This window comes from Rhodococcus sp. R1101 (assembly GCF_000278445.1).
GTDB classification, from domain to species: domain Bacteria; phylum Actinomycetota; class Actinomycetes; order Mycobacteriales; family Mycobacteriaceae; genus Rhodococcus; species Rhodococcus gordoniae.
On the sequence record NZ_AJVB01000020.1, the window covers coordinates 1 to 23,133 of the forward strand.

The 23,133-nt window shown below is 68.3% G+C and carries 20 protein-coding genes, 1 tRNA gene and 1 pseudogene; 7 read left to right on the top strand and 15 right to left on the bottom strand.

Features of this window, described 5'->3' with window-relative positions; translation table 11 throughout:
- Positions 1 to 91 precede the first annotated feature (91 nt).
- Positions 92 to 1,744 (bottom strand): arginine--tRNA ligase, encoded by a 1,653-nt coding sequence (gene argS, locus R1101_RS0103335; protein ID WP_016932074.1) that lies wholly within the window; start codon positions 1,742 to 1,744, stop codon positions 92 to 94.
- A gap of 156 nt (positions 1,745 to 1,900) precedes the next feature.
- Here argS and R1101_RS25770 point away from each other — a divergent pair.
- From R1101_RS25770 to R1101_RS0103350, 3 genes and pseudogenes are all read left to right on the top strand, one after another.
- A pseudogene (locus R1101_RS25770) lies at positions 1,901 to 2,723 on the top strand (DUF3105 domain-containing protein).
- A gap of 2 nt (positions 2,724 to 2,725) precedes the next feature.
- Positions 2,726 to 3,433 (top strand): DUF305 domain-containing protein, encoded by a 708-nt coding sequence (locus R1101_RS0103345; RefSeq protein ID WP_016932076.1) that lies wholly within the window; start codon positions 2,726 to 2,728, stop codon positions 3,431 to 3,433.
- 121 nt (positions 3,434 to 3,554) lie between these two features.
- A tRNA-Arg gene (locus R1101_RS0103350) sits at positions 3,555 to 3,630 on the top strand.
- Positions 3,631 to 3,698: 68 nt separating this feature from the next.
- Here R1101_RS0103350 and R1101_RS0103355 read toward each other — a convergent pair.
- The 6 genes from R1101_RS0103355 to R1101_RS0103380 form a co-directional block, all read right to left on the bottom strand.
- Positions 3,699 to 4,058, bottom strand: coding sequence for a nuclear transport factor 2 family protein (locus tag R1101_RS0103355; RefSeq protein ID WP_016932077.1), 360 nt, complete (start codon positions 4,056 to 4,058; stop codon positions 3,699 to 3,701).
- Positions 4,055 to 5,056, bottom strand: a complete 1,002-nt coding sequence (locus tag R1101_RS0103360) for an MBL fold metallo-hydrolase (RefSeq protein ID WP_016932078.1) — start codon at positions 5,054 to 5,056, stop codon at positions 4,055 to 4,057. Before R1101_RS0103360 ends, R1101_RS0103355 begins: the two co-directional genes overlap by 4 nt.
- Positions 5,057 to 5,108: 52 nt before the next feature.
- A complete protein-coding gene (locus tag R1101_RS0103365; protein ID WP_016932079.1) occupies positions 5,109 to 6,290 on the bottom strand; it encodes a 3'(2'),5'-bisphosphate nucleotidase CysQ in 1,182 nt (393 codons plus the stop codon).
- Positions 6,287 to 8,122, bottom strand: a complete 1,836-nt coding sequence (cysC, locus tag R1101_RS0103370; RefSeq protein ID WP_016932080.1) for an adenylyl-sulfate kinase — start codon at positions 8,120 to 8,122, stop codon at positions 6,287 to 6,289. The genes R1101_RS0103365 and cysC overlap by 4 nt, the downstream gene beginning before the upstream one ends.
- Positions 8,122 to 9,054 (bottom strand): sulfate adenylyltransferase subunit CysD, encoded by a 933-nt coding sequence (gene cysD / locus R1101_RS0103375; protein WP_016932081.1) that lies wholly within the window; start codon positions 9,052 to 9,054, stop codon positions 8,122 to 8,124. Before cysD ends, cysC begins: the two co-directional genes overlap by 1 nt.
- A gap of 115 nt (positions 9,055 to 9,169) precedes the next feature.
- The gene (locus R1101_RS0103380) at positions 9,170 to 10,111 is read right to left on the bottom strand and encodes an IclR family transcriptional regulator (protein ID WP_016932082.1); all 942 of its coding nucleotides are present in this window, start codon (positions 10,109 to 10,111) and stop codon (positions 9,170 to 9,172) included.
- A gap of 82 nt (positions 10,112 to 10,193) precedes the next feature.
- Here R1101_RS0103380 and R1101_RS0103385 point away from each other — a divergent pair, with 82 nt between their 5' ends.
- From R1101_RS0103385 to R1101_RS0103400, 4 genes are all read left to right on the top strand, one after another.
- Positions 10,194 to 11,360, top strand: coding sequence for a hypothetical protein (locus tag R1101_RS0103385; protein WP_016932083.1), 1,167 nt, complete (start codon positions 10,194 to 10,196; stop codon positions 11,358 to 11,360).
- Positions 11,357 to 12,148, top strand: coding sequence for an SDR family oxidoreductase (locus tag R1101_RS0103390; RefSeq protein WP_016932084.1), 792 nt, complete (start codon positions 11,357 to 11,359; stop codon positions 12,146 to 12,148). Before R1101_RS0103385 ends, R1101_RS0103390 begins: the two co-directional genes overlap by 4 nt.
- Before the next feature lie 12 nt (positions 12,149 to 12,160).
- Positions 12,161 to 13,309: a sulfotransferase family protein gene (locus R1101_RS0103395; RefSeq protein WP_016932085.1), complete on the top strand. Its 1,149-nt coding sequence runs from the start codon at positions 12,161 to 12,163 to the stop codon at positions 13,307 to 13,309.
- Between the two features lie 72 nt (positions 13,310 to 13,381).
- Positions 13,382 to 13,909, top strand: coding sequence for a MarR family winged helix-turn-helix transcriptional regulator (locus tag R1101_RS0103400; RefSeq protein ID WP_016932086.1), 528 nt, complete (start codon positions 13,382 to 13,384; stop codon positions 13,907 to 13,909).
- 82 nt (positions 13,910 to 13,991) lie between these two features.
- Here R1101_RS0103400 and R1101_RS0103405 read toward each other — a convergent pair whose 3' ends face one another.
- The 8 genes from R1101_RS0103405 to R1101_RS0103440 form a co-directional block, all read right to left on the bottom strand.
- Positions 13,992 to 14,768 carry an enoyl-CoA hydratase gene (locus R1101_RS0103405; RefSeq protein WP_016932087.1) on the bottom strand — a complete coding sequence of 259 codons (777 nt, stop codon included), beginning with the start codon at positions 14,766 to 14,768 and terminating at the stop codon, positions 13,992 to 13,994.
- Positions 14,765 to 15,673, bottom strand: coding sequence for a 3-hydroxyisobutyrate dehydrogenase (gene mmsB / locus R1101_RS0103410; RefSeq protein WP_016932088.1), 909 nt, complete (start codon positions 15,671 to 15,673; stop codon positions 14,765 to 14,767). Before mmsB ends, R1101_RS0103405 begins: the two co-directional genes overlap by 4 nt.
- Positions 15,670 to 16,734, bottom strand: a complete 1,065-nt coding sequence (locus R1101_RS0103415; protein WP_016932089.1) for an enoyl-CoA hydratase/isomerase family protein — start codon at positions 16,732 to 16,734, stop codon at positions 15,670 to 15,672. Before R1101_RS0103415 ends, mmsB begins: the two co-directional genes overlap by 4 nt.
- Positions 16,731 to 17,885 (bottom strand): isobutyryl-CoA dehydrogenase, encoded by a 1,155-nt coding sequence (locus tag R1101_RS0103420; protein ID WP_026002831.1) that lies wholly within the window; start codon positions 17,883 to 17,885, stop codon positions 16,731 to 16,733. The genes R1101_RS0103415 and R1101_RS0103420 overlap by 4 nt, the downstream gene beginning before the upstream one ends.
- Positions 17,886 to 17,894: 9 nt before the next feature.
- Complete coding sequence (locus R1101_RS0103425; protein ID WP_016932091.1) at positions 17,895 to 19,427, bottom strand: CoA-acylating methylmalonate-semialdehyde dehydrogenase; 1,533 nt, start codon at positions 19,425 to 19,427, stop codon at positions 17,895 to 17,897.
- A gap of 163 nt (positions 19,428 to 19,590) precedes the next feature.
- Positions 19,591 to 20,142 (bottom strand): DUF1360 domain-containing protein, encoded by a 552-nt coding sequence (locus tag R1101_RS0103430; protein WP_016932092.1) that lies wholly within the window; start codon positions 20,140 to 20,142, stop codon positions 19,591 to 19,593.
- A gap of 108 nt (positions 20,143 to 20,250) precedes the next feature.
- The gene (locus R1101_RS0103435) at positions 20,251 to 21,021 is read right to left on the bottom strand and encodes an SWIM zinc finger family protein (protein WP_016932093.1); all 771 of its coding nucleotides are present in this window, start codon (positions 21,019 to 21,021) and stop codon (positions 20,251 to 20,253) included.
- A partial coding sequence (locus tag R1101_RS0103440; protein WP_026002832.1) for a DEAD/DEAH box helicase occupies positions 21,022 to 23,133 on the bottom strand: 2,112 nt, incomplete at its 5' end.

Genomic DNA, 23,133 nt, shown 5'->3' on the forward strand with positions numbered 1-23,133 from the left:
AGCGTGTTGAGCGCCGCGGTGTCGGCCGGACGGTCGGGCAGGTTCGGGGCGTGCGGGATCTGGGCGTGACGCGGTCCCGCGGGGTGCGCGTTCACATCCGCTCCGGAGCGCTGACGCCGAGCAGGCCGAGGCCGTTGGCGAGGACCTGCCGTGCGGCCGCGCACAGCGCGAGTCGCGCGGTGTGCAGCGGGCCGGCCTCCTCGTCGCCCTGCGGCAGGATCCGGCAGGCGTCGTAGAAGCGGTGGTAGGTGCCCGCGAGTTCCTCGAGGTAGCGGGCGACGCGGTGCGGTTCGCGCAGTTCGGCCGCCTTCGCGAGCACCCGGGGGTACTCGCCGAGGGTGCGGATCAGGTCGCCCTCGCGCTCATGGGTGAGCAGCGAGAAGTCGGCGCCCTCCGTGGTCAGACCGAGATCGGCGGCGTTGCGCGCGATCGACGACAGTCGCGCGTGGGCGTACTGCACGTAGTAGACCGGGTTCTCGTTCGTGGTGCTCGCCCACAGTTCGAGATCGATGTCGATGCTCTGGTCGACCGAGGACCTCACGAGCGAGTAGCGCGCGGCGTCGACGCCGATCGCCTCGACGAGGTCGTCGAGGGTGATCACGGTACCGGCCCGCTTGCTCATCTTCACGGCCTCGCCACCGCGGACGAGGTTGACCATCTGGCCGATCATCACCTCGACGGTGTCGGGATCGTCGCCGAACGCCGCCGCGGCGGCCTTCAGGCGCGCGATATATCCGTGGTGGTCGGCTCCGAGCATGTAGATGCACAGGTCGAAGCCGCGCGAGCGCTTGTCCTGGAAGTAGGCGATGTCGCCGGCGATGTAGGCGGCGTTGCCGTCGGATTTGATGACGACGCGGTCCTTGTCGTCGCCGTAGTCGGTGCTCTTGAGCCACCAGGCGCCGTCTTCGAAGTACAGATTGCCGGACGCCTTCAGGGTCTCGACGGCCTTCTCGACGGCTCCGCTCTCGAAGAGGGAGTTCTCGTGGAAGTACACGTCGAAGTCGACACCGAACTCGTGGAGGGTACGCGTGATGTGCGCGAACATCAGCTCCACGCCGATCGAGCGGAACGTCTCGTTCCGCTCGTCCTCGGGGAGTTCGAGAGCGTCGGGGCGCTGCTCGAGCACGGAGGAGGCGATGTCGACGATGTAGGCGCCGGCGTAGCCGTCCTCGGGGGCGGGCTGTCCGAGCGCGGAGGCGATGAGCGACCGGGTGAAGCGGTCGATCTGCGCGCCGTGGTCGTTGAAGTAGTACTCGCGGGTGACCTCACCGCCCTGAGCGGTGAGGATGCGTCCGAGCGCATCGCCGACCGCGGCCCAGCGGGTGCCACCGAGGTGGATCGGACCGGTGGGGTTGGCGGAGACGAACTCGAGGTTGATCCTCGTGTTCGCGAGATCGGTGCCGTTGCCGTAGGCGTCGCCCTCGGTGAGCACCTTCGCGACGATCGCTCCCTGGGCGTCGGCGGCGAGCCGGATGTTCAGGAAGCCGGGACCTGCGACCTCGGCCGAGTCGATGCCCTCGGCGGCGGTCAGGGCCTCGGCGAGCCAGGTGGCCAGTGCGCGGGGATCGGCACCGACCTTCTTCGCGACCTGCATCGCGACGTTGGTCGCATAGTCGCCGTGCTCCGGGTTGCGCGGGCGCTCGACGGTGAGGGTCTCGGGAAGAACGGACGCGTCGAGACCACGGTCGGTGAGGACACCGGCGGCGGTTCCGCGGAGCAGCTGAGCAAGGTCGGAGGGAGTCACAGGTATCCATCCTATTGGCTGGTCGATCGTGGCGCCGACGCTCCCCCTACCGGCAGCTCCCACCGCCGCGCGCGGGCACGCCCGTAAAGTTGTGGGTGTTTGTGCGCCCGATGGGCGCGCGTCCGCCTGTCCACCCCGTCGAAAGAGCACACAGCGATGCCCAGCGGTTCGGTTAGTGGCGGCTCCGGTAACAAGAAGACCGGAGCCAAGTCGTCGAAGGCCATCCAGGCCGCCAAGAAGAAGAGCGGCGGCGCTCGCGGGGGTCCCCGCCCAGCGCCAGATCCCGTGGCTCACGATCGGCGGCGTGGCCCTGGTCGTCGTCCTGGTCGCCGTGATCGCTGTGAGCCTGATCCCGAAGTATCAGAACCAGCAGGAGCTGTCGGCGTGGACGCCGTCGGAGTCCAACCAGGATCCGTCGGACGACATCGAGGGTGTCCTGAAGCTCGAGTACCCCGCCGGTGTGCACGTCGCAGCGAACCAGCGTGTCGCTTACGACCAGTCGCCGCCGTTCGGTGGCCCTCACGACTCCGTCTGGGCGACCTGCACCGGAACGGTGTACGAGCAGCCGGTGCGGAACGAGAACATGGTGCATTCGCTCGAGCACGGCGCGGTGTGGGTGGCCTACAACCCCGATCTGCTCGACGACGCCGAGGTCGACACGCTCCGCGCGAAGGTCGACGGCCGCACCTACATGGTGATGTCACCCTATCCGGGACTCGAGGCTCCCGTCTCACTGCAGTCGTGGGGTCACCGGCTCGAGGTCGAGAGCGTCGACGACGAACGCATCGACCAGTTCATCAGTGCGCTGCGTCTGAACCAGTACACCTATCCCGAGGTGGGTGCGAGCTGCTCGACGATCCCCGGCTCGTTCGATCCGGCGAACCCGCCGCCCTTCGACGCCTCCGAGCCCGGCCCCGACGCGGTGCCGATGAACGGGGAATCCATCGGCGACATGCAGCAGGCACCGGCCGGGAGCTGACGATGAGCGAAACCTCCCCCACCATCTCCACCTCCGAGCGCGGTGGGCACAACCGGCTGCTGCTGGTGCTGCTCACCGCCACCGCGGTCGCGGTCGGCTTCCTCGCGGGGTTCCTGTCCCGGATCCCGTTCGAGGATTCCGCCCCGGCCGCGCCGGGCGCAGGCTCGGTCGATGTCGGGTTCGCGCAGGACATGATCGTGCACCACGACCAGGCCGTCGAGATGGCCGCCGTCGTGGTCTCCAATTCGGAGGACGATCGGATCCGCAACATCGCGTACGACATCCTCACCACCCAGCAGAACCAGATCGGTCGGATGCAGGGCTGGTTGTCGCTGTGGGGACAGCCTGCGCTGCCGGCAGGTGACTACATGGCGTGGATGACCGAACCGGGTCACGGTCACGGTGATCACGGCACGGCCGCGGACTCCGCGGATTCCGGTGGTTCACATCTGATGCCGGGTATGGCGACCTCCGAGGATCTCGCGAATCTCCGAGCCGCTCGTGGTCCCGCCCTGGACGTGCTCTTCCTCCAGCTGATGCTGCGCCATCACGAGGGTGGCCTGCCGATGATGGAGTACGGCGAGCAGTACGCGAGCACCTCGGCGGTCCGTAACCTGGCGGGCACGATGGTCGCAACGCAGCAGGGAGAATCGGATCTCATGAGGTCTCTGCTCGCCGAGCGCGGCGCCGAAGCCCTGCCTCCGAACTGAGCAATTCGCTCGGACCGACCCCGATTTCAGGCCGAGAACCGGCTCTGACCTGGCGATGTGGAGTTGAGCGCTCGATGCGCTAGGCTAACTCCCGCGCCTCCGGTCATCCGGTGGTCCGGATGCCCTCGTAGCTCAGGGGATAGAGCGCTTGCCTCCGGAGCAAGAAGTCGCAGGTTCGAATCCTGCCGAGGGCACCACGAAGGCCCCGCTTCTCACGAAGCGGGGCCTTCGGTGTTCGTCCGGTCGGTTCGGTGTCCGGTGTCGGTCAGGTGCCGGTGAACGGCGTGGGGTCGAAGTAGTCCCGGCAGGCCGCGATCTTCCCATCCACGATCTCGAACACGCCCGTGACGGGAAGTTCGATCGTCCGGCCGTTCATGGTGAATACGTCGGTGCGTTCGTTGAGCACGACGGTGCCGGAGACCGCCTGGTGGTGGATGCGGTAGTCGATGGCACCGAAGGACGTCACGAAACCCGCGATGTACTCCTCGATCGCCGCGCGGCCGCGGATCGGTTCCATCGGGATGTTGTGGAAGACGGCATCGTCGGTGAAGAAGGCTGCGAGCTCGGCCGGGTCGGGATCGGCCCACCGCCGGCAGAAGTCGGTGACGATCTCGTCGGGCCTCATTCGTTCACCGCGATACGCGCGAAGCGGGCAGGTTCGGTGCCCGGCACGCGACGGACCCGTCCTCGTTCGATGAGCTGGCGCACGTGCGCAGACCCTTCCGCGAGCGCCATCCTCTTACCGTGCACGGGAGTCTCGGTCCACGGCCGGTACCAGCGCATGCGAGCGGTGGCTTCCCACAAGGTGAGTTCCTCGTCGCCGAACGCGTCGTAGAGATCGTCGAGGCGCCGGTCGTGGTGGGCGATCAGTTCGCCCGCGCGATGCGGCAGGTCGTCGATCTGCTGTCGGTGGGCGGGCAGGGCTCGTCGCACGGGCAGATCCGCGACCGCGCGCAGTGAGTCGAAGTACTCGCCGAGCGCATCACGTTGCGGCAGGGGAAAATCGAACTCTCCGACATGCGGTGTCGTGGTGGCCAGGACGTGGTCGCCGGTGAACAGCACACCGTGTTCTTCGAGAAGGAAACAGGCGTGGCCGGGCGTGTGACCCGGGGTGAGCACGGTGCGCAGGGAACGCCCCGACAGCGGGATGGTCTCGTCGGCGCCGAGTTTGCGGTCGGGGAGCACGTCGGGACGACCGACGGCCGGCACGACGGTGGTGAGCACTTCGTCGATCGCATCCTCCGGTGCTCCGGCGCGGCGCAGCAGTTCGGCCTCCCGGGGACGTCGATCGACATCGGAGAGCATGACTTCGAGGTGGGCGAAGTCGGCCTCGTTCATCGCCACCCAGCATCCGGAGGCTTCCTGGATCCGCCCGGTCAGTCCGACATGATCGGGGTGGAAATGGGTGACGACCACTCCTTCGACGTCGGTGACCGACAGACCCGCCGTGGCCAGGCCGTTCTGCAATGCCGCCCACGACCGGTCGTCGTTCCAGCCGACGTCGACGAGGACGACGCCGCGCGGGGATTCCATCACGTAGACCTGGGTATCGCCGACGGGCAGGTCCCCCACCGGGACGGGGACGACATGTATGCCGTCCCCGATATCACGCGCTTCGGCCATGGTGATGCCTCTCGATCATGGTTACTTTCGTTCGAAAGCTACAACAATGACTTCAACTATTACCCTGCACGGGCTCGATGATCGCGACGATCGACCTGATCTCCCCCGCCGGGATGTCGAAGTGCTCCGTCACCGCGACCGATGTCTCAGCGCTCGGACCCGCTGCGATGTCCAGGACGAACCGCGCGACGACGCTGTGGTGCCATTCACGGAACTGCAGGTCGCGGATGCGGCGGATGGGCCGGTACTCCGGGCCGTTCTCGAGGCGATCACGGATCTCGATGCCGCTGTCGCCGGTGCGCTCCCCGTTCTCGACCCGCCAGGCGTCCTCGGCGAGCCGCACATGAGACGCGTCGTGGCTGACCAGGGACCGAATGTACGCGCGTGCCATCGCGACGCGGGGGCTGTCGGTCGGTCCCGTGGCGTACACGGCCAGAGCGGACATCACGTCCGGTGCCCAATCGGCACGGCAGATCACCAGGTCGGGCAGATACGGATGCGGCCGGTTGTATTCGAGTTCGCTGCCGTCGATCCGGGCGCAGTGCAGACCCGCGGCACGCGCGACCGCGACCGGCGCCGCCGAATCCCACTCCCACTGACCGCCGGCGTGGATGTAGGCGTCGGCCTCCCCGCGCACCACCGCCATCGCCTTGGCACCGGCCGAACCCATCCGGATCAGATCGGCACCGAGCTCGCGGGCCAGATCGAACACGAAGGCGGGCGGCCTGCTCCCGCTGATGACGATGCGGGGGCGGCGCCGGGCCGGTTGCGGTGCCGGAACCGGATCGGCGGTGCTGTGAACGACGCCGATCGCCGGTTGCGCGACCGCGGCGGCGGTGAGCCCTCGTCCTGCCTCCCAGAGCGCGATGTGGACCGCCCAGTCGACGTGGTCGGGCATCCCGTACTCCTTCGACCCGTCGAGGGGGTCGATGATCCAGACGCGGTCTGCGCCGACCCGGGCCGGATCGTCCGCGGATTCCTCCGAGAGCACCGCGTCACCGGGTCGTGCGGCTGCCAGCCGTTCGAGGATGTACGTGTTGGCGGCGTGGTCGCCGCGTCGGCCCAGCTCGCGCCCGGTGAGTGCATCCGATTCGATGGCACGGACCGTGAGCAGCAGTTCACCTGCGCCGGAGGCCGTCTCGGCCGCGAGTCGGGCGTCGTCACCATCGGCTGCGAGCCGGGCCGTGTCACCCTCGGCCGCGAGCCGGGCCGTGTCACCGTTGTCGTGCGTCATGTTCTCAACAATTGCACGACAAGGCCGGCCTGCACGGCAGGCGTGCCGTCGTGGGGGCGCACGACCAGTTCGGGATCGGACGGTGGTTCGTAGGGATCGTCGACGCCGGTGAAGCCGGTGATCTCACCGGCCCGTGCCCGCGCGTACATGCCTTTCGGATCGCGGGCCTCGCAGTCGGCGAGCGGAGTGTCGACGAAGACCTCGACAAAGCGGATCCCGGCCTCCTCGTGTTGCCGGCGGATGCGGTCGCGGTCCTGTCGGTAGGGACTGATGAGCGCGCAGATCGCGACGAGTCCGGCGTCGGCCATCAAGTGTGCGACCGCGCCGACGCGGCGGACGTTCTCCGCGCGGTCTTCCGGACCGAATCCGAGGTCGGCGTTGAGTCCGTGCCTGAGGTTGTCGCCGTCGAGGCGGTAGGCGGGGACGCCCTCGGCGAGCAGCCGTCGTTCGAGTTCGACGGCGAGGGTGGACTTGCCTGAGGCGGACAGCCCGGTGAGCCACACCGTCGTCCCGGTCCTTCCCCGCTCGGCCCGCGAGACCGCCGCCGAGTGCCAGACCACCCGGCTGTCCGCCAGTGTCGGACCGGTGATCATTCCGCCCGCGACGGTGTTGCCGGTGCGTTCGTCGACGAGCACGAAGCTTCCGGTGGTGCGGTTGCGTCGATAGGGATCGAACAGCAGCGGTTGTTGTGTGCGCAGGTGCACGCGGCCGATCTCGTTGAGACCGAGCGTCGTCGCGGCCTCGTCGCGGTGCAGAGTGTTGACGTCGAGACGGTAGTCCAGGCGCGCCACCCGCGCGGTGGTCGAGCGCGTGGTGTGCAAGAGGGCGTAGCGGGCGTCGGGGTCGAGTGCGGAGCGTTCGTCGAACCAGCACACCATGGCGTCGATCTCGTGCCCGACGAGAGGACGATTGTTGGGTCGGCACAGCATGTCGCCGCGCCCGACGTCGAGATCGTCCTCGAGTTCGACGCACACCGCCGCACCGGCGAAGGCGTGCTCGAGTTCCGTTCCGCCCGGCCCCCACAACGTCCGCACCCGCGTTCCGAAACCGGAAGGGAGAACGACCACGTCGTCGCCGGGCGCGAATCCGCCGGCCGCGACCGTTCCGGCGTAGCCGCGGAAGTCGCGGTGCTCACCCTCGCCGGGGCGGATGACGTACTGCACGGGCAGTCGCGCATCGATGAGGTTGACGTCCGAGGCGATGTGCACCTGTTCGAGATGGTGCAGCAGCGAAGTGCCTTCGTACCACGGCATGTTCGCGGTGCGGGAGACGACGTTGTCGCCGTGCAGCGCGGAGACGGGAACGAAGGCGAGGTCGGGCATGTCGAGCTTCGCCGCGAAATTCCGGAATTCGTCGCAGATCTCGTCGAAGCGGCGCTGTGACCAGTCCACCAGGTCCATCTTGTTGATGCACAGCACCACGTGCCGCACCCCGAGCAGCGACGCAAGGAAGGCGTGCCGGCGGGTTTGTTCGACGATGCCGTTACGGGCGTCGACGAGGACGAGCGCCAGGTCGGCGGTGGACGCCCCGGTGACCATGTTGCGCGTGTACTGCTCGTGACCGGGAGTGTCGGCGATGACGAATGTTCTCTGCGCTGTAGCGAAATAACGATAGGCGACGTCGATCGTGATGCCCTGCTCGCGTTCGGCGCGCAGGCCGTCGGTGAGCAGCGCGAGATCGGCGCGGTCGGACCCGCGGTCGAGGCTCGTGCGGGTCACGGCCTCGAGCTGGTCCTCGAAGACCGCCTTCGAGTCGAACAACAGGCGGCCGATGAGCGTGGACTTACCGTCGTCGACGCTGCCGGCGGTCGCGATGCGCAGGAGGCGGGACATCAGAAATATCCTTCCCTTTTGCGGTCTTCCATTCCGGCGTCGGAGATCCGGTCGTCCGCCCGGGTCGCGCCGCGCTCGGTGACCCGGCTCGCGGCGACCTCGGCGACCACCTCGTCTGCAGTGGCGGCGGCGGATTCGACGCAGCCGGTACACGTCGCGTCGCCGACCGTGCGGAAGCGCACGAGACTTTCGCGCGGCACCTCTCCGCCGTGCAGGGTGAGAAACGGGTTGTGCGCGAGCAGCATTCCGTCACGTTCGACGACGGGCCGCCGGTGGGCGTAGTACAGGGAGGGGAGCTCGACGCCCTCGTCACGGATGTAGCGCCAGATGTCGAGTTCGGTCCAGTTGGACAGCGGGAAGACCCGCATGTGCTCGCTGCGGCGGTGCCGGCCGTTGTACAGGTGCCACAGTTCGGGGCGCTGTGCCTTCGGGTCCCACTGCCCGAATTCGTCGCGCAGGCTGAAGATTCGTTCCTTGGCGCGAGCCTTCTCCTCGTCGCGACGGGCGCCACCGAAGACGGCGTCGAATCCCCCTTCCCGCAGAGCGCGCAGGAGGGTACCGGTCTGCAGCCGGTTGCGGGTGGCGTGCGGCCCGTCGTCCTCGACGGCACGCCCGGCGTCGAGGTCGTCCTGCACCGAGGCGACGATCAGCCGGAGCCCGAGGCGTTCGACGGTGTGGTCGCGGAAGTCGATCACCTCGTCGAAGTTGTGTCCGGTGTCGATGTGCAACACGGGGAACGGAAGCGGCGCGGGCCAGAACGCCTTGGTGGCCACGTGCAGCATCACCGCGGAGTCCTTACCGCCGGAGAACAGCAGGACGGGCCGCGAGAAGGTCGCGGCGACCTCGCGGAAGATGTGCACGGACTCGGCCTCGAGCGCACCGAGCAGCGGCAGTTCGTAGATCGGTGGTCGTTGCGGCGGCACCGTGGTCACTCGCGCCCCTCTCACCCGGTGCGGTACACATGTGTACCGGCGCGGTCGAAGATTACCCCGCAACAGTAGAACGAGTTTCAATTCCAGGTCAACGGGTGACTACGGTGACGGCCCGTCAGCGCCTCGGCCGGCGTCCACCGAGATCGGCGGTGATCGCATCCGCGACCGCCACGAGCGCCGCACCGCACCGCTCGATCCCGGCGGCGTCCACCTCCCGCTCGAGGTGGAGTGTGAGCACGAGCGACTGGTGACCGTCCGGATCGTAGGCGGGGGCCGCCACGAGGTTGACCGCCCGCTTCTCCCCCGCGGCGAAGGCGTCGGGCATCAGCACGCGCTCACCGGGACTGGTCACGAGTTCCGCCAGCATCTCCCGCATCTCGGGTGCCAGGTCGTGCGAGACCACCCCGGCCATGAGCGCATACAGGCGGCGGCCTCCGGGCGTGAGGGATTCGGCGAGATAACCCGCGCGGCGACAGTCGGTGACGATCCGCCACAGGTCGTCGCGGTCGACGGACACGGGCAGGGTCGGCTCCTGCCGCAGCCACTGCTCGATGCGCTCGTCGGTGTCCCACAACACGTACATCAACCCCACCGGCGGTGCGAAGGGATACACCTCCCCCACCCGCGCCGCCGCAGCCGTGCCGTGCCCACCGACGACGTCGAGCACCGCGATCCGGTCGCCGACGACCGCCGACGCGGAGCACATCACGCCGAACTCCTCGGCGAGTGCGGCGAGATGCCGGTGCGCGACCGGCCCGGACGCGAATCCGCGTTGCGCGGCGCGTCCCGCGACGATCAGCGCCGGTCCGAGCCCGTAGGTCTTGTCGACGGGGTCGCGGATCAGATAACCGGCGTCGGTGAGCACCGTGAGGATGCCCAGGCAGGTGGGCTTGCTCAGGTCGAGTTCGCGCGCCAGTTCCGACAATCCGAACCGGACGCCGGGTCGCGCGACGAGGTGGTCGAGGACCTGTACGACACGCTCCGTGGGCGGCGACCGGCGGGCGGTCCTCACCCCGGCAGCCGACTCCGCGAGCGCCTCGGTCTCGCGACGACCCATTGACCCTCCCTGGAACACGTTCTACTCTCGGCGCAACGGAAGACTACCGCAGCGGTACATATTTGGACCACAGGAGATCGTAGTGCTCACCGATCCGCTCACCGCGGCGATAGCCGAGGCCGAGAAACTCGTCGCCACCGCCCCGCACATCCGCACCGAACAGGACCTCGTCGAGGGATACGGATATCTGGCGGGCGGGATCTCGGCGTGCGTCCACGCCACCTTCGCATACAGCCGCTCCCATCCGGTCTTCGTCACCGGCACCGGCCCCTACACGAAGATGGGCCTCGACAATCCCGACACCCTGTACTGGGGCGCGTCGATCCGCGACGACACCGAGTACGTCGTCACCGGGCGCCGCGGCACGACCTGCGACCTCAGCTTCCAGGTGCTGGCCGGCAACTACACCGACGCAGAGGTGCCCGGCAACGTCACGGCCTTCGACGACCGCGCGCTGACCATCGCCGACGACGGCACCTTCGAGGTGCGGTTCGGGCCCGGTCCACGCGACCCGGATCGGAACTACTTCCCGCTCGCGCCCGGCTCGTCGCAGCTCGTCGTCCGCGAGGTCTACAGCGACTGGACGCAGCGCCGCGGCACGCTGAGCATCCACCGCCTCGACAGCCTCGGCGTCCCGGCCCCCGAACCCGCCCACACGGACGTGGTCGCCCGTTACGAGCGTGCCGGTCGCGCGCTGGTCTCGCGGGTGAAGACCTGGCTGCAGTTCCCCGAGTGGTTCTACCTGAAGCTGCCGGTGAACACGGTGACGGAACCACGCCGCACCCCCGGTGGTCTGGACACACAGTACTCGTCCGTCGGGCACTACGAACTCGGCGACGACGAGGCGATGGTCCTGACCCTCCCCGCGAGCGACGCGCCCTATCTGGGCTTCCAGATCGGCAGCCTCTGGTACATCTCCCTGGACTACATCCATCACCAGACCTCCCTGAACAACAGCCAGGCGCAGGTCGATCCCGACGGGATGGTCCGGATCGTGGTCTCGGCCCGCAATCCGGGACTGACGAACTGGGTCGAGACCCTCGGCCGCAGCCGCGGGATCCTGCAGTTCCGCTGGCAGCGCCTCGATCGCGAACTGACCGCGGCCGACGGCCCGACCGCCGAGGTGGTGCCGTTCGATCGGCTCTCCGAGGTCCTGCCCTTCCACGAGTCGAACCGCATCACCCCCGACGCCTGGGCGCAGCGCATCGCGGACCGCCAGCGGGGCGTCGCCGATCGGATGCTCGGATGAGCGCGACAGCGGGACTGCTCCGCGACCGAGTCGTCGTGATCTCCGGGGTCGGCCCGGGACTGGGACGCACGCTCGCGCTGCGGTGCGCCGAGCACGGCGCCGACGTGGTGCTCGCCGCCCGGACCCGGGAGCGACTCGAGAAGGTTGCAGCGGAAGTCGAGGGCACGGGCCGCCGGGCACTGGTCGTACCCACCGACATCACCGACGACGAATCCGCCGCCGCACTCGTCGAGACGGTGGTCTCGGAATTCGGACGGGCCGACGTGCTCGTGAACAACGCTTTCTCCGTTCCGTCGATGAAGCCGTTGGCTCGCACCGACTTCCAGCAGATCCGGGACAGTGTGGAGCTCACCGTCCTCGGTGCGCTGCGGCTCACACAGTTGTTCACCCCCACCCTCGCCGAGTCGGCCGGCGCGGTGGTCAACATCAATTCGATGGTGCTGCGGCACTCCCAGGAACGTTACGGCAGTTACAAACTCGCGAAGTCGGCGTTGCTGGCGATGTCGCAGTCCCTCGCGACCGAACTCGGAGCGCAGGGAGTACGGGTGAACTCCGTTGCGCCGGGCTACATCTGGGGTCCGATTCTGCAGGGCTACTTCGAACACCAGGCCGGAAAGTACGGTACCACCGTCGAACAGATCTACGAGCACACCGCCGCCGCCTCCGATCTGAAGCGTCTCCCGACCACCGAGGAGATCGCGGATGCGGTGATCTTCCTGGCTTCGCCGATGGCGTCGGCGATCACCGGCCAGTGCCTCGACGTCAACTGCGGCGAATACCACCACTGAACGGGACAGCACATGAGCGAACGCACCACCGTCGGCACCGCCCCGGATCTGCATGCCTCCGCGACCCGCCTGACGGGCCTGACCGATTTCGGCGACGACGCCTACCTCGACGGACTCGAGGTGCTGCTCGAATCGTATGCGCGGGACGAGAAGCTCACCCCGCTCGGCAGCAAGATGTCGCGGGTCTTCCTGCGCGGCGCCCTCGTGGCGCGGTTGCTGTCGGAATCTGCCTGGGCCGCCCATCCCGAGCACAGGGACGTCCCGATCACCCGGCCGATCTTCGTCACCGGCCTGCCCCGCACCGGAACGACGGCACTGCACCGCCTGCTCGCCGCGGATCCCGCCCACCAGGGGCTGGAGATGTGGCTGACGGAGATGCCGCAGCCCCGGCCGCCCCGCGAGACCTGGGCGGAGAACCCGGTGTTCGCCGGTATCGAGGCCGGATTCGCGCAGCACCACGTCGAGCACCCCGAGTTCATGGGTGTGCACTACATGTCGGCCGCCGAGGTCGAGGAATGCTGGCAGTTGCTGCGCCAGTCGTTCCGGTCGATCTCCTACGAGTGCCTGGCCCACCTGCCCACCTACTCGCAATGGCTTGCCGGGCAGGACTGGACCGCGGCGTATGCCCGGCATCGGAGGAACCTGCAGCTCATCGGGCTTCCCGATGCCGGCAAGCGGTGGGTGCTGAAGAATCCCAGTCACCTGTTCGCACTGGACGAACTGCTCGAGGTGTACCCGGACGCGCTCGTCGTCGTCACCCATCGCGATCCGCGTACCGTCATCCCGTCGGTGTGCAGCCTCGCGGCGCAGGCCACAGAGGGGTGGTCCGAGGCGTTCGTCGGAGAGACGATCGGTCGCAGTCAGCTCGATCTCTGGGCACGGGGTTTCGACGATTTCACCGAGGCGCGCCGCCGACACGATCCTGCCCGTTTCGTCGACGTGGACTACCGGGATTTCGTCGCCGATCCGCTCGGTACCGTCGGGGGCCTGTACGACCGGTTCGGTCTGCTGTTCACTGCGGAGGCCGAACACGCGATGACCGCACTGCACGAAGAAAGCCGCAGCGGGGCAAGGAAACCCGCGCACCGGTACACCCTCGAGGAGTTCGGGCTGAGTGTAGGCGAGGTCGACGAGCGTTTCCGCGACTACGCGTACCGCTGAACCCGGCAGGAAAGGCACCGGAAACCGGTGTGCCCTGGCTACCTGCGCGTTCGTCCGTGGGATGATGGAGGCATGCCCGCACCACTCCCCCTCGACCCCATCGCCGAAGCCCACCGCCAGTGGACCGCCCACGGCTGGGGCGAAGTCGCCGACGGCATGGCCGCGGTCACCTCGGTGATGCGGGCGCAGCAGATCATGATGGCGCGGGTCGAGGAGGTGCTCAAACCCTTCGGCCTGACCTTCGCCCGTTACGAACTGCTCACGCTGCTGCATTTCACCAGGTCGGGAGCGTTGCCGATGGCGAAGGCCAGCGCGCGCCTGCAGGTGCACCCCACCAGCGTCACCAACGCCGTCGACCGCCTCGAGAAGGCCGGGCTGGTCCGGCGCACCCCGCATCCGAGCGATCGACGGGCCACTCTCATCGAACTCACCGACGAGGGACGGGCATCGGCGATCCAGGCGACCGAGAAGCTCAACACGGAGGTCTTCGCCCGGCCCGGCATTCCCGAGGGGCACATCGACACGTTGTTGCGCATCCTCGCGACGATGCGGCACGACGCCGGCGACTTCGACACCGGCGGTGCGCCTTCCAAGTGGTGAGGCGCGAGAACGGTCGAATGCCGAAAACGAGAAGGGCCGCCCCGTTCGGGGCGGCCCTTCGTCGCATGCGGGGTGATGCCTGTCAGGCGTGCTTGAACTCCGGCGCGCGCTTCTCGACGAAGGCCGCCATGCCTTCTTTCTGGTCGGCGGTGGCGAACGTCGAATGGAACACGCGGCGCTCGAACTTCACGCCCTCGGCCAGCGTCGTCTCGAAGGACCGGTTGACGGCCTCCTTCGCCATGATCGCGACAGGCAGCGACATCGACGCGATGGTCGTCGCCGTCTCGAGCGCCACGTCGAACAGTTCCGCGGCGGGAACGATGCGCGAGACGAGTCCGGCGCGCTCGGCCTCCTCGGCGTCCATGTTGCGTCCGGTCAGACACATGTCCATGGCTTTGGCCTTGCCCACCGCGCGGGTGAGGCGCTGCGATCCGCCGATACCGGGGATGACGCCGAGCTTGATCTCGGGCTGACCGAACTTGGCGGTGTCGGACGCGATGATGAAGTCGCACAGCATCGCCAGCTCGCAGCCGCCGCCGAGCGCGTAACCCGACACCGCGGCGACGATCGGCTTGCGGACGGACGAGAGCCGATCCCACTGCGAGAACAGATCTTCCGCGTACGCCTCGGCAAAGGTCTTCGGCGCCATCTCCTTGATGTCGGCGCCGGCGGCGAACGCCTTCTCCGACCCGGTGAGCAGGATCGCACCGATCTCGCTGTCCGCGTCGAGTTCCTCGACGGCAGCAACGACCTCGCGCATCAACTGGCTGTTGAGCGCGTTGAGCGCCTTCGGCCGGTTGAGGGTGACGATGCCGACGCGGCCCTTGCGGTCGAGCAGGATGGTCTCGAAATCTGTCACTTGCTGTCCTTCGCGGTCGAGCGGTCTCGGATATCGGTGATGATGGCGGAGAAGTCGAGTCCTCCACCACCCTCGGTATTGAAACGATGGTAGAGCTCGGCTGCCCGCAACCCGAGTTCGGCTTCGACACCGTTGGCCCGCACCGCGTTCGCGGCCAGTCCGAGATCCTTGTCCATGAGCGCGGCCGCGAAGCCCGGCTGGTAGTCGTTGTTCGCGGGCGTGGTCGGGACCGGCCCCGGCACCGGGCAGTTGCTCGTCAGCGCCCAGCACTGCCCGGACGCGTTGGACGCGACGTCGAACAGTGCCTGGTTGTCGAGGCCGAGCTTCTCGCCGAGGACGAAGGCCTCGCTGATGGCGATCATCGAGATGCCCAGGATCATGTTGTTGCAGATCTTCGCGGCCTGGCCGTTGCCCGATCCACCGCAGTGGACGATCTTGCGTCCCATCGCCTCGAGCAGGGGTTGCGCGGTGGCGAAGTCGTCCTCGCTGCCGCCGACCATGAAGGCGAGCGTCCCTGCCGTGGCTCCGGCGACACCCCCGGAGACCGGTGCGTCGACGGCGCGGTGGCCGGCCTCGTGCGCCTTTTCCGCGGCGGCGCGGGCGTCGGCGACGTCGATGGTCGAGCTGTCGACGAACAGCGTGTCCGGCTCGGCGGCGGGCAGGATCTCGCCGTACAGGTCGAGGACGAGCTTGCCGTTCGGCAGCATGGTGATCACGACCTCGGCGCCACGCACCGCGTCGACAGCGGCCTCGGCGACGGTGATGCCGTTCTTCGTGGCCTCTTCCTGCGCAGCGGGAACCGGGTCGTAACCCGTGACGGTGTACCCGGCGCGGACCAGGTTCGCGGCCATCGGTCCGCCCATGTGTCCGAGGCCGAGGAAGGCGACGGCGGGAAGTGCACTCATCGGTCGTTCTCCTTGGGAGCGGCGAGCCCGAGTTCGAGATCGCCGAGCGGCTGGAAGTAGGCGTCGACGTCGGCCTCGGTGACATCGGCGAGGGTGGCCGGCGACCACTGCGGGTTGCGGTCCTTGTCGACGACCTGCGCGCGGATGCCCTCGACGAGGTCGTGCGACTTCAGCGAGGCGGCCGAGACCCGGAACTCCTCGTTCAGCACCTCTTCGAGGCTGCCGAGCTGCCGGGCGTGCCGCAGCGACCGCAGGGTCACCTTCAGCGCGACAGGCGATTTCGAGAGCACCTGATCGGCGGTCTCGCGTGCCTCCGGCACGTCCGAGGCCCGGAGGCGCTCGACGATCTCGTCGACGGTGTCGGCGGAGTACGCCGCGTCGATCCACTCACGCTGAGCGAGCAGCGCCGATTCGGGTGCGGGCTGCGAGTATTCGGCGAGTGCGTCCTCCACCGAGCCGGATTCGAGTGCGGCGACGAACTTGTCGAGCGCCTCGGACGGCAGGTAGTGGTCGGCGAAACCCAGGGCGACGGCGTCGCCGGCCTTCATCCGTCCGGTGGTCAGCGCGATGTGGGTACCGATCTCGCCGGGTGTGCGCGAGAGCAGGTAGGTGCCGCCGACGTCGGGGACGAATCCGATTCCGGTCTCGGGCATGGCGATGCTCGAACGTTCGGTGACGATCCGGACGTTGCCGTGCGCCGAGATCCCGACGCCGCCGCCCATGACGATGCCGTCCATGATCGCGATGTACGGCTTCGGGTAGCGGCCGATGGCGGCGTTGAGGATGTACTCGTCGCGCCAGAAGTCCTGCGATCCCGTGCCGCCGTCCTTGGCGTCGTGGTAGATCGAGACGATGTCGCCGCCGGCGCACAGGCCGCGTTCACCGGCACCGCGTACCAGCACGGCACGCACCGAGTCGTCGTTCTCCCAGGCGTTCAGGGCCTTCGACATCTCGAGGACCATGGTGTGGTTGAGGGCGTTGATGGCCTTGGGCCGGTTGAGCGTGATTCGGCCGATGCCGTCCTTCACGTCGATGAGGATCTCGGGTTCCTGCCCGGTCATGCCGCTCCGTTCTGCGCTGCGGCCACCACGCTCCGCGCGACGACCACCCGCATGATCTCGTTGGTTCCTTCCAGGATCTGATGCACGCGCAGATCGCGCACGATCTTCTCGATCCCGTACTCGGCAAGGTAACCGTAGCCACCGTGCAACTGCAGCGCCTCGTTCGCGACCTCGAAGCCGGTGTCGGTCGCGAACCGTTTCGCCATCGCGCACAGCTCCACGACGTCGTCGGCGCCGCGGTCGAGCGCGTCGGCGGCGCGCCACAGCAGCGTGCGCGCGGCCTCGAGTTCGATCCGCATGTCGGCGAGGCGGAACTGCAGGGCCTGCGAGTCGAGCAGACGCTCCCCGAAGGCCTTGCGCTCGGCGAGATAGGCGACCGCCCGGTCGAGAGCGGTCTGACCGCCACCGACGGAGCACGCGGCGATGTTGATGCGACCGCCGTTGAGCCCCTGCATGGCGATCCGGAAGCCGCCGCCCTCGGTACCGAGGAGGTTTTCGGCGGGCACCCGGGCACCGTCGAGGATGACCTGCCGGGTGGGCTGGGCGTTCCAGCCCATCTTCTTCTCGTTGGCGCCGAAGGAGAGTCCGGGGGTGTCCTTCGGGACGATGAACGCGGAGATGCCGCGGGCGCCGGTGTCGCCGGTGCGGGCCATGACCACGTACACGTCGGACGTGCCGGCTCCGGAGATGAACTGTTTGACCCCGGTGAGCACGTACTCGTCACCGTCACGAACGGCCTTGGTGCTCAGGGCCGCCGCATCGGAGCCGGCACCCGGCTCGGTGAGGCAGTAGCTGCCCAGATGCTCCATCGAGCACAGCTTCGGAACCCACTGGTGACGCTGTTCGTCGTTGCCGAACTTGTCGATCATCCACGTGACCATGTTGTGGATGGAGATGTACGCCGCGACGGACGGGCAGCCCTTCGCCAGCTCCTCGAAGATCCGGACGGAATCGAGGCGGCGCAGCCCCGATCCGCCCACGTCCTCGCGGACGTAGATGCCGCCCATGCCCAGCTCGGCCGCCTTGCGCAGCACGTCCACGGGGAAGTGCTTGTTCTGGTCCCAGTCGACCGCGTTCGGGGCCAGATACTCGGTGGCGAAGTCCCGGGCGGTGTCGCGGATCGCCCGGTCGTCGTCGGTGAGGAGAAACATGCCGGCCACCTAGTCCATCGTCGGGATGACGAAGTGGTCGGTGTCGGCGACGTGAGCACCCTCGATGTCGCCTTCCTTGACACCGGAGGGCCAGCGCTGCGTGACCGTCTTCGTCTTGGTGTAGAAGCGGAAGGCGTCGGGGCCGTGCTGGTTGAGATCGCCGAAGCCGGAGGCCTTCCAGCCGCCGAAGGTGTAGTAGGCGATCGGCACCGGGATCGGGACGTTGACGCCCACCATGCCGACCTGGACGCGGTTGGTGAAGTCGCGGGCGGTGTCGCCGTCGCGGGTGAAGATCGCCACGCCGTTGCCGTACTCGTGCTCTGTGGGCAGGGCGAGGGCGTGCTCGTAGTCGCGGGCACGCACGACCGTGAGCACCGGTCCGAAGATCTCTTCCTTGTAGATCGACATGTCGGTGGTGACCTTGTCGAACAGGGTGGCGCCGGAGAAGAAACCGTTCTCGTGCCCTTCGAGGACGAAGTCACGCCCGTCGACGACGAGTTCGGCACCTTCGTCCACGCCCTGGGCGATGTAGCCGTGCACGCGCTCGCGGGCGGCGGCGGTCACGAGCGGACCGAAATCGGCCTTCTCGTCGAAGCTGGTGCCGATGCGCAGGTCGGCGATGCGCTCGGTGAGCTTGGCGACGAGCCGGTCGGCGGTCTCCTCACCGACGGGCACGGCCACCGACAGCGCCATGCAGCGCTCGCCGGCCGACCCGTAGGCGGCACCGACGAGGGCGTCGGCGACCTGATCGAGGTCGGCGTCGGGCATGATGATCGCGTGGTTCTTGGCGCCACCGAAGCACTGTGCGCGCTTGCCGTTCTTGGCCGCCGTCTCGTAGATGTACTGCGCGATCGGCGTCGAGCCGACGAAACCGACGGCCTTGATGCGCTTGTCGTTCAGCAGGACGTCGACGGCTTCCTTGTCGCCGTTGACGACGTTGAACACACCGGCAGGCAGGCCTGCTTCGAGGAACAGCTCGGCCAGGCGCAGCGGCACCGAGGGGTCGCGCTCGGACGGCTTGAGCACGAATGCGTTGCCGGAGACGAGGGCGGGAGCGGCCTTCCACAACGGAATCATGGCGGGGAAGTTGAACGGCGTGATGCCGGCGACGACGCCGAGCGGCTGGCGCATCGAGTACACATCGATGCCGGTACCGGCGGATTCGGTGTACTCGCCCTTGAGCAGGTGCGGAGCGCCGAGCGCAACCTCGACGACCTCGAGTCCGCGCTGGATGTCGCCCTTCGCGTCGGGGATGGTCTTGCCGTGCTCGCTCGACAGCAGGCGGGCGAGTTCATCCATGTTGTCCTGGGCGAGCTGCAGGAAACGCATGAGCACGCGAGCCCGCTTCTGCGGGTTCCACGATGCCCATTCCTTCTGAGCCACTTCGGCATCGGCGATCGCGGCTTCGACCTCACCCACGGCGGCGAGCGGCACGCGGGCCTGGACCTCGCCGGTGTTGGGGTCGAAGACGTCGGCGTAGCGGCCGGAAGTGCCGCCGACGTGCTGTCCGCCGACGAAGTGGGTCAGTTCTCGAACGCTCATGTCCGATCCCGTCCTTTACTGGTGTGCGATGACGTGGGATGTGCGATTTTCGGCGCGAACGGGCGCAGGCCCGAAGTCTTCGCCCATCCTATAGTTGGAAGTCCACGTATGTCTACCGTCACACCGCACCGGATCGGCCGGCGCACTTCATGGGGTCTGTATGTCAGCCTTCTGCGATCTGCTGCGCCTTCGCGTAGGCGAGGTGCAGGAAATCCGCACCGGTGAGCGCAGCGAACGATCCCGCCACCAGACGCGTGAAACCCGGAGCGTAGACGCGGCCGAAGACGAGGGCCGTCACCGTCCACAGGTCCAAGCAGAACGGGCACGCCAGCAGTTCCCCGACGGCGTGACGGACCCGGGACGACGTACGGGGCTGCTCCATCACCTCGGCCGGACCACCCGGGCCGTCGAACTTCGTGAAGGGCGCCCGGACCGGGCTGGTCACCGCCGCCTTGCTCACGATCCGGGAGATCTTGTGGCTCGCGAGCGCGGTCACCACGAGATCGCCGGCATCTGGTCTCGGCATCGGTCGCCCGCGCTTGGCCGCGATGGCGCCGAGCGTGCCGACGGTGGTGAGGTACACGGACATGAGCACCGCATATCCACCGAGGGGTCGATCCTCCCCGTTCCGATAAGTGTCGGCCTCCTCCTGGACCGCATCGACCGCACGTTCGGCGTTCTCCCGCGCTGTCGACGATGCTTCCGGTGTCCGCATGAATCCTCCACTCGTGGCATGTGCTGTCGGTGGCGCGACCGGAGCCGTCACCTTCACGGGCGGCATACCCCGGGGACGGACGGCACAACCACCGGCGACCGATCGACGTCACCGCATACGGCGGTAGAGATCCTCGAGGTCGGTGATCCCACGGATCACCACGGCTTCGTCCGTTCCGCCGGCCCGCAACGCGCGGCGCAGGAGCATCGGGTCGAGATCCTCGAGCGCGGGCCGGAACCGCTCCGCCGGCAGGTCGGGCAGCTCGGTGCCGTCGCCGTAGAAGTCCTGCACCGCGGCCGCGTCGTCGTCGGGCTCGGCCTCGTCGATGCCGCCGATCAGCGTCGCGAGGTCGACCCCCCGAAGCGTCAGCACGGCGAGCGGTTGATCGTCGACGTGCTCCGCGAGCAGATAGCCGACGGCCGCGGCGTGCTTGCAGGGCCACCCGTCGTCGGGGCACGTGCACTCGAAGTCGAGCTCACCCGCGCGTCGCGGAAGGAGGGAGGATCCGAGCTCCTCGGGGAGGATGCCCGCGGCGAGCCGGGCCAGCATGCCCGGCGACGAGCGGACCAGCGTCACGAGTTCGCGCACCGCATCCTCGTCGAGCGTGCGCACACGAACCACCGAGGTGAACGGGGTGAGCTGACTGCCCTGCACTTCTCCCACGGCCGCGCCCGGTTCGAGTCGCATGGAGATCACCTGACCGGCGCGCGCGTACGCGCGTCCCCGCGTCAGGCGTCCCTTCTCGGCGAGCTCCTCCATGACGGAGATCAGTTCCTTCGACCACCAGCTCCGGCCGATCGCGCCGCGCTTGGTGCGTGCCTCGATGCCACCGTCGATCCGGCGTGCCGTGCCGTAGCGGCGTACATCGCCCCGCACCATCTAGTCCCCCACCGCGTCGTCGCCGAGGGTGAGCAGGGACTGCAGCTGGTCGGTGGACAACTCGGTGATCCAGTTCTCCCCCGCACCGACCGCGATCTCGGCCAGTTCCTGCTTGCCGGTGAGCATCTCGTCGATACGCTCCTCCACCGTTCCCACACAGACGAGCTTGCGGACCTGGACGTCGCGGCGTTGCCCGATCCGGAACGCGCGGTCGGTCGCCTGGTTCTCCACCGCGGGATTCCACCACCGGTCGAGATGGACGACGTGGTTGGCGGCGGTGAGATTCAGTCCGGTACCACCCGCCTTGAGGGAGAGCACCATGATCGGCGGGCCGGCCTCACCCTGGAACGCCGTGACCATCGCGTCGCGCCGACCCTTGGACACTCCCCCGTGCAAAAAGGGCACCGTCGCCGCGAACCGCTCCTCGAGATACGGGACGACGAGTTCGCCGAATTCGCGGAACTGCGTGAACAGCAACACCTTCTCGCCGTCGGCCAGCACGGACTCGACGATGTCCTCGACCAGACCGAGCTTGCCCGACCGATGCCGGCCGCGGCGCAGGACGGGCGAGCCGTCGCTCAGATAGTGCGCGGGATGGTTGCACACCTGCTTGAGCCGGGTCAGCGCCGCGAGCACCGCTCCCTTGCGGGCCATGCCCTCCTTGTCGCGGATCCGGCGCATCATGTCGTCGACCACCGCCCGGTACAGGGCGGCCTGTTCGGCGGTGAGGTTGGCCCGTACGGTCTGCTCGAACTTCTCGGGCAGATCGGAGATCACGTCGGGGTCGGTCTTCACCCGGCGCATCACGAACGGCGCCGACAGGGACCGCAGCCGCGCCGCGGCGACGGCGTCGTGGTCGCGTTCGATCGGCACCGCGAAGCGCGCCCGGAAGGACGCCGCGCTGCCCAACAGGGACGGATTCGCGAAGTCCAGGATCGCGCGCAGTTCCTCGAGGCGGTTCTCCACGGGTGTGCCGGTGAGCGCGATCCGGTGCGCCGCGGGCAGCGCGCGCGTGGCTCGGGACTGCGCGGTCGCGGTGTTCTTCACGTGTTGTGCCTCGTCGAGGACGACGCGTTGCCACGACAACGCCGCGAGTTGCGCGACGTCGCGGGCGGCGATGGCGTAGGTCGTCACCACGAGATCGTGGTCGGCGGCAGCCGCGGCGAGCGTCGGCCCGCTCAGTCGCTGTGCGCCGTGGTGGACGTGCACCCTCAGATCGGGCACGAACCGCTCGGCCTCGCGTTGCCAGTTGCCCACGACCGACATCGGGCACACGAGCAGTGTCGGTGCGTGCCGCAGGCCCGACTCGCGTTCGTGGGCGAGCAGCGCGAGCACCTGGATGGTCTTGCCCAGGCCCATGTCGTCGGCGAGCACGGCACCGAGGCCGATCCGGCTCATGAACGCGAGCCAGTCGAGGCCGCGCTGCTGGTACGGCCGCAATTCGGCGTTCAGGCCCGCCGGCACGGGAACCGGCTCGGGACGCGCCTGTCCGTCGAGCAGCATCTCGACCCAGCCGGAGGCGGAGACCTCGGTGACCTCCGCGGGCGGCGCGTCGTCGCCGGTGAACTGGGCGAACAACGATCCGAGGGTGGCGTTCTCGGCGGAATGCGCCGTCACGTAGCGCGCGGCGCGGGCCAGTGCCTCGGCGTCGGCCCGCACCCACTTGCCGCGCAGCTTGACCAGGTCGCTGTTCGCCGCGACGAGCTCTTCCATCTCCGACGGGGTGAGCAGCATGTCACCGACGGCGAGCTGCCATTCGTACGAGACGATCGCGCTCATCCCGACGACGCTGTCGTCGGCGCTCACGGGTGTCACGGGCGATTCGACCTGCAGGCGCAGGGACGGATCGACCCTCGTCCAGGCGCGCGGCAGCAGCACCGCGATCCCCGCGGCGTCGAGCGCCCGGGCACCGTGCTCGACGAGGTCCACGACGACCGGGGTGGGCAGCAGCAGGTCGAGGCTGTCGGGGTCGCGGGGTACGTCCTGCAGGCGCGGATAGGACTGGAGTGCGATCCCGAGCTTGCGCACGCCCATCTGCAGCAGGTGCGGATCGGTGTCCGCGACGGGCAGGGGCATCGGTGCCTGGCCCTCCGCGCGCAGGCACACCTCAGA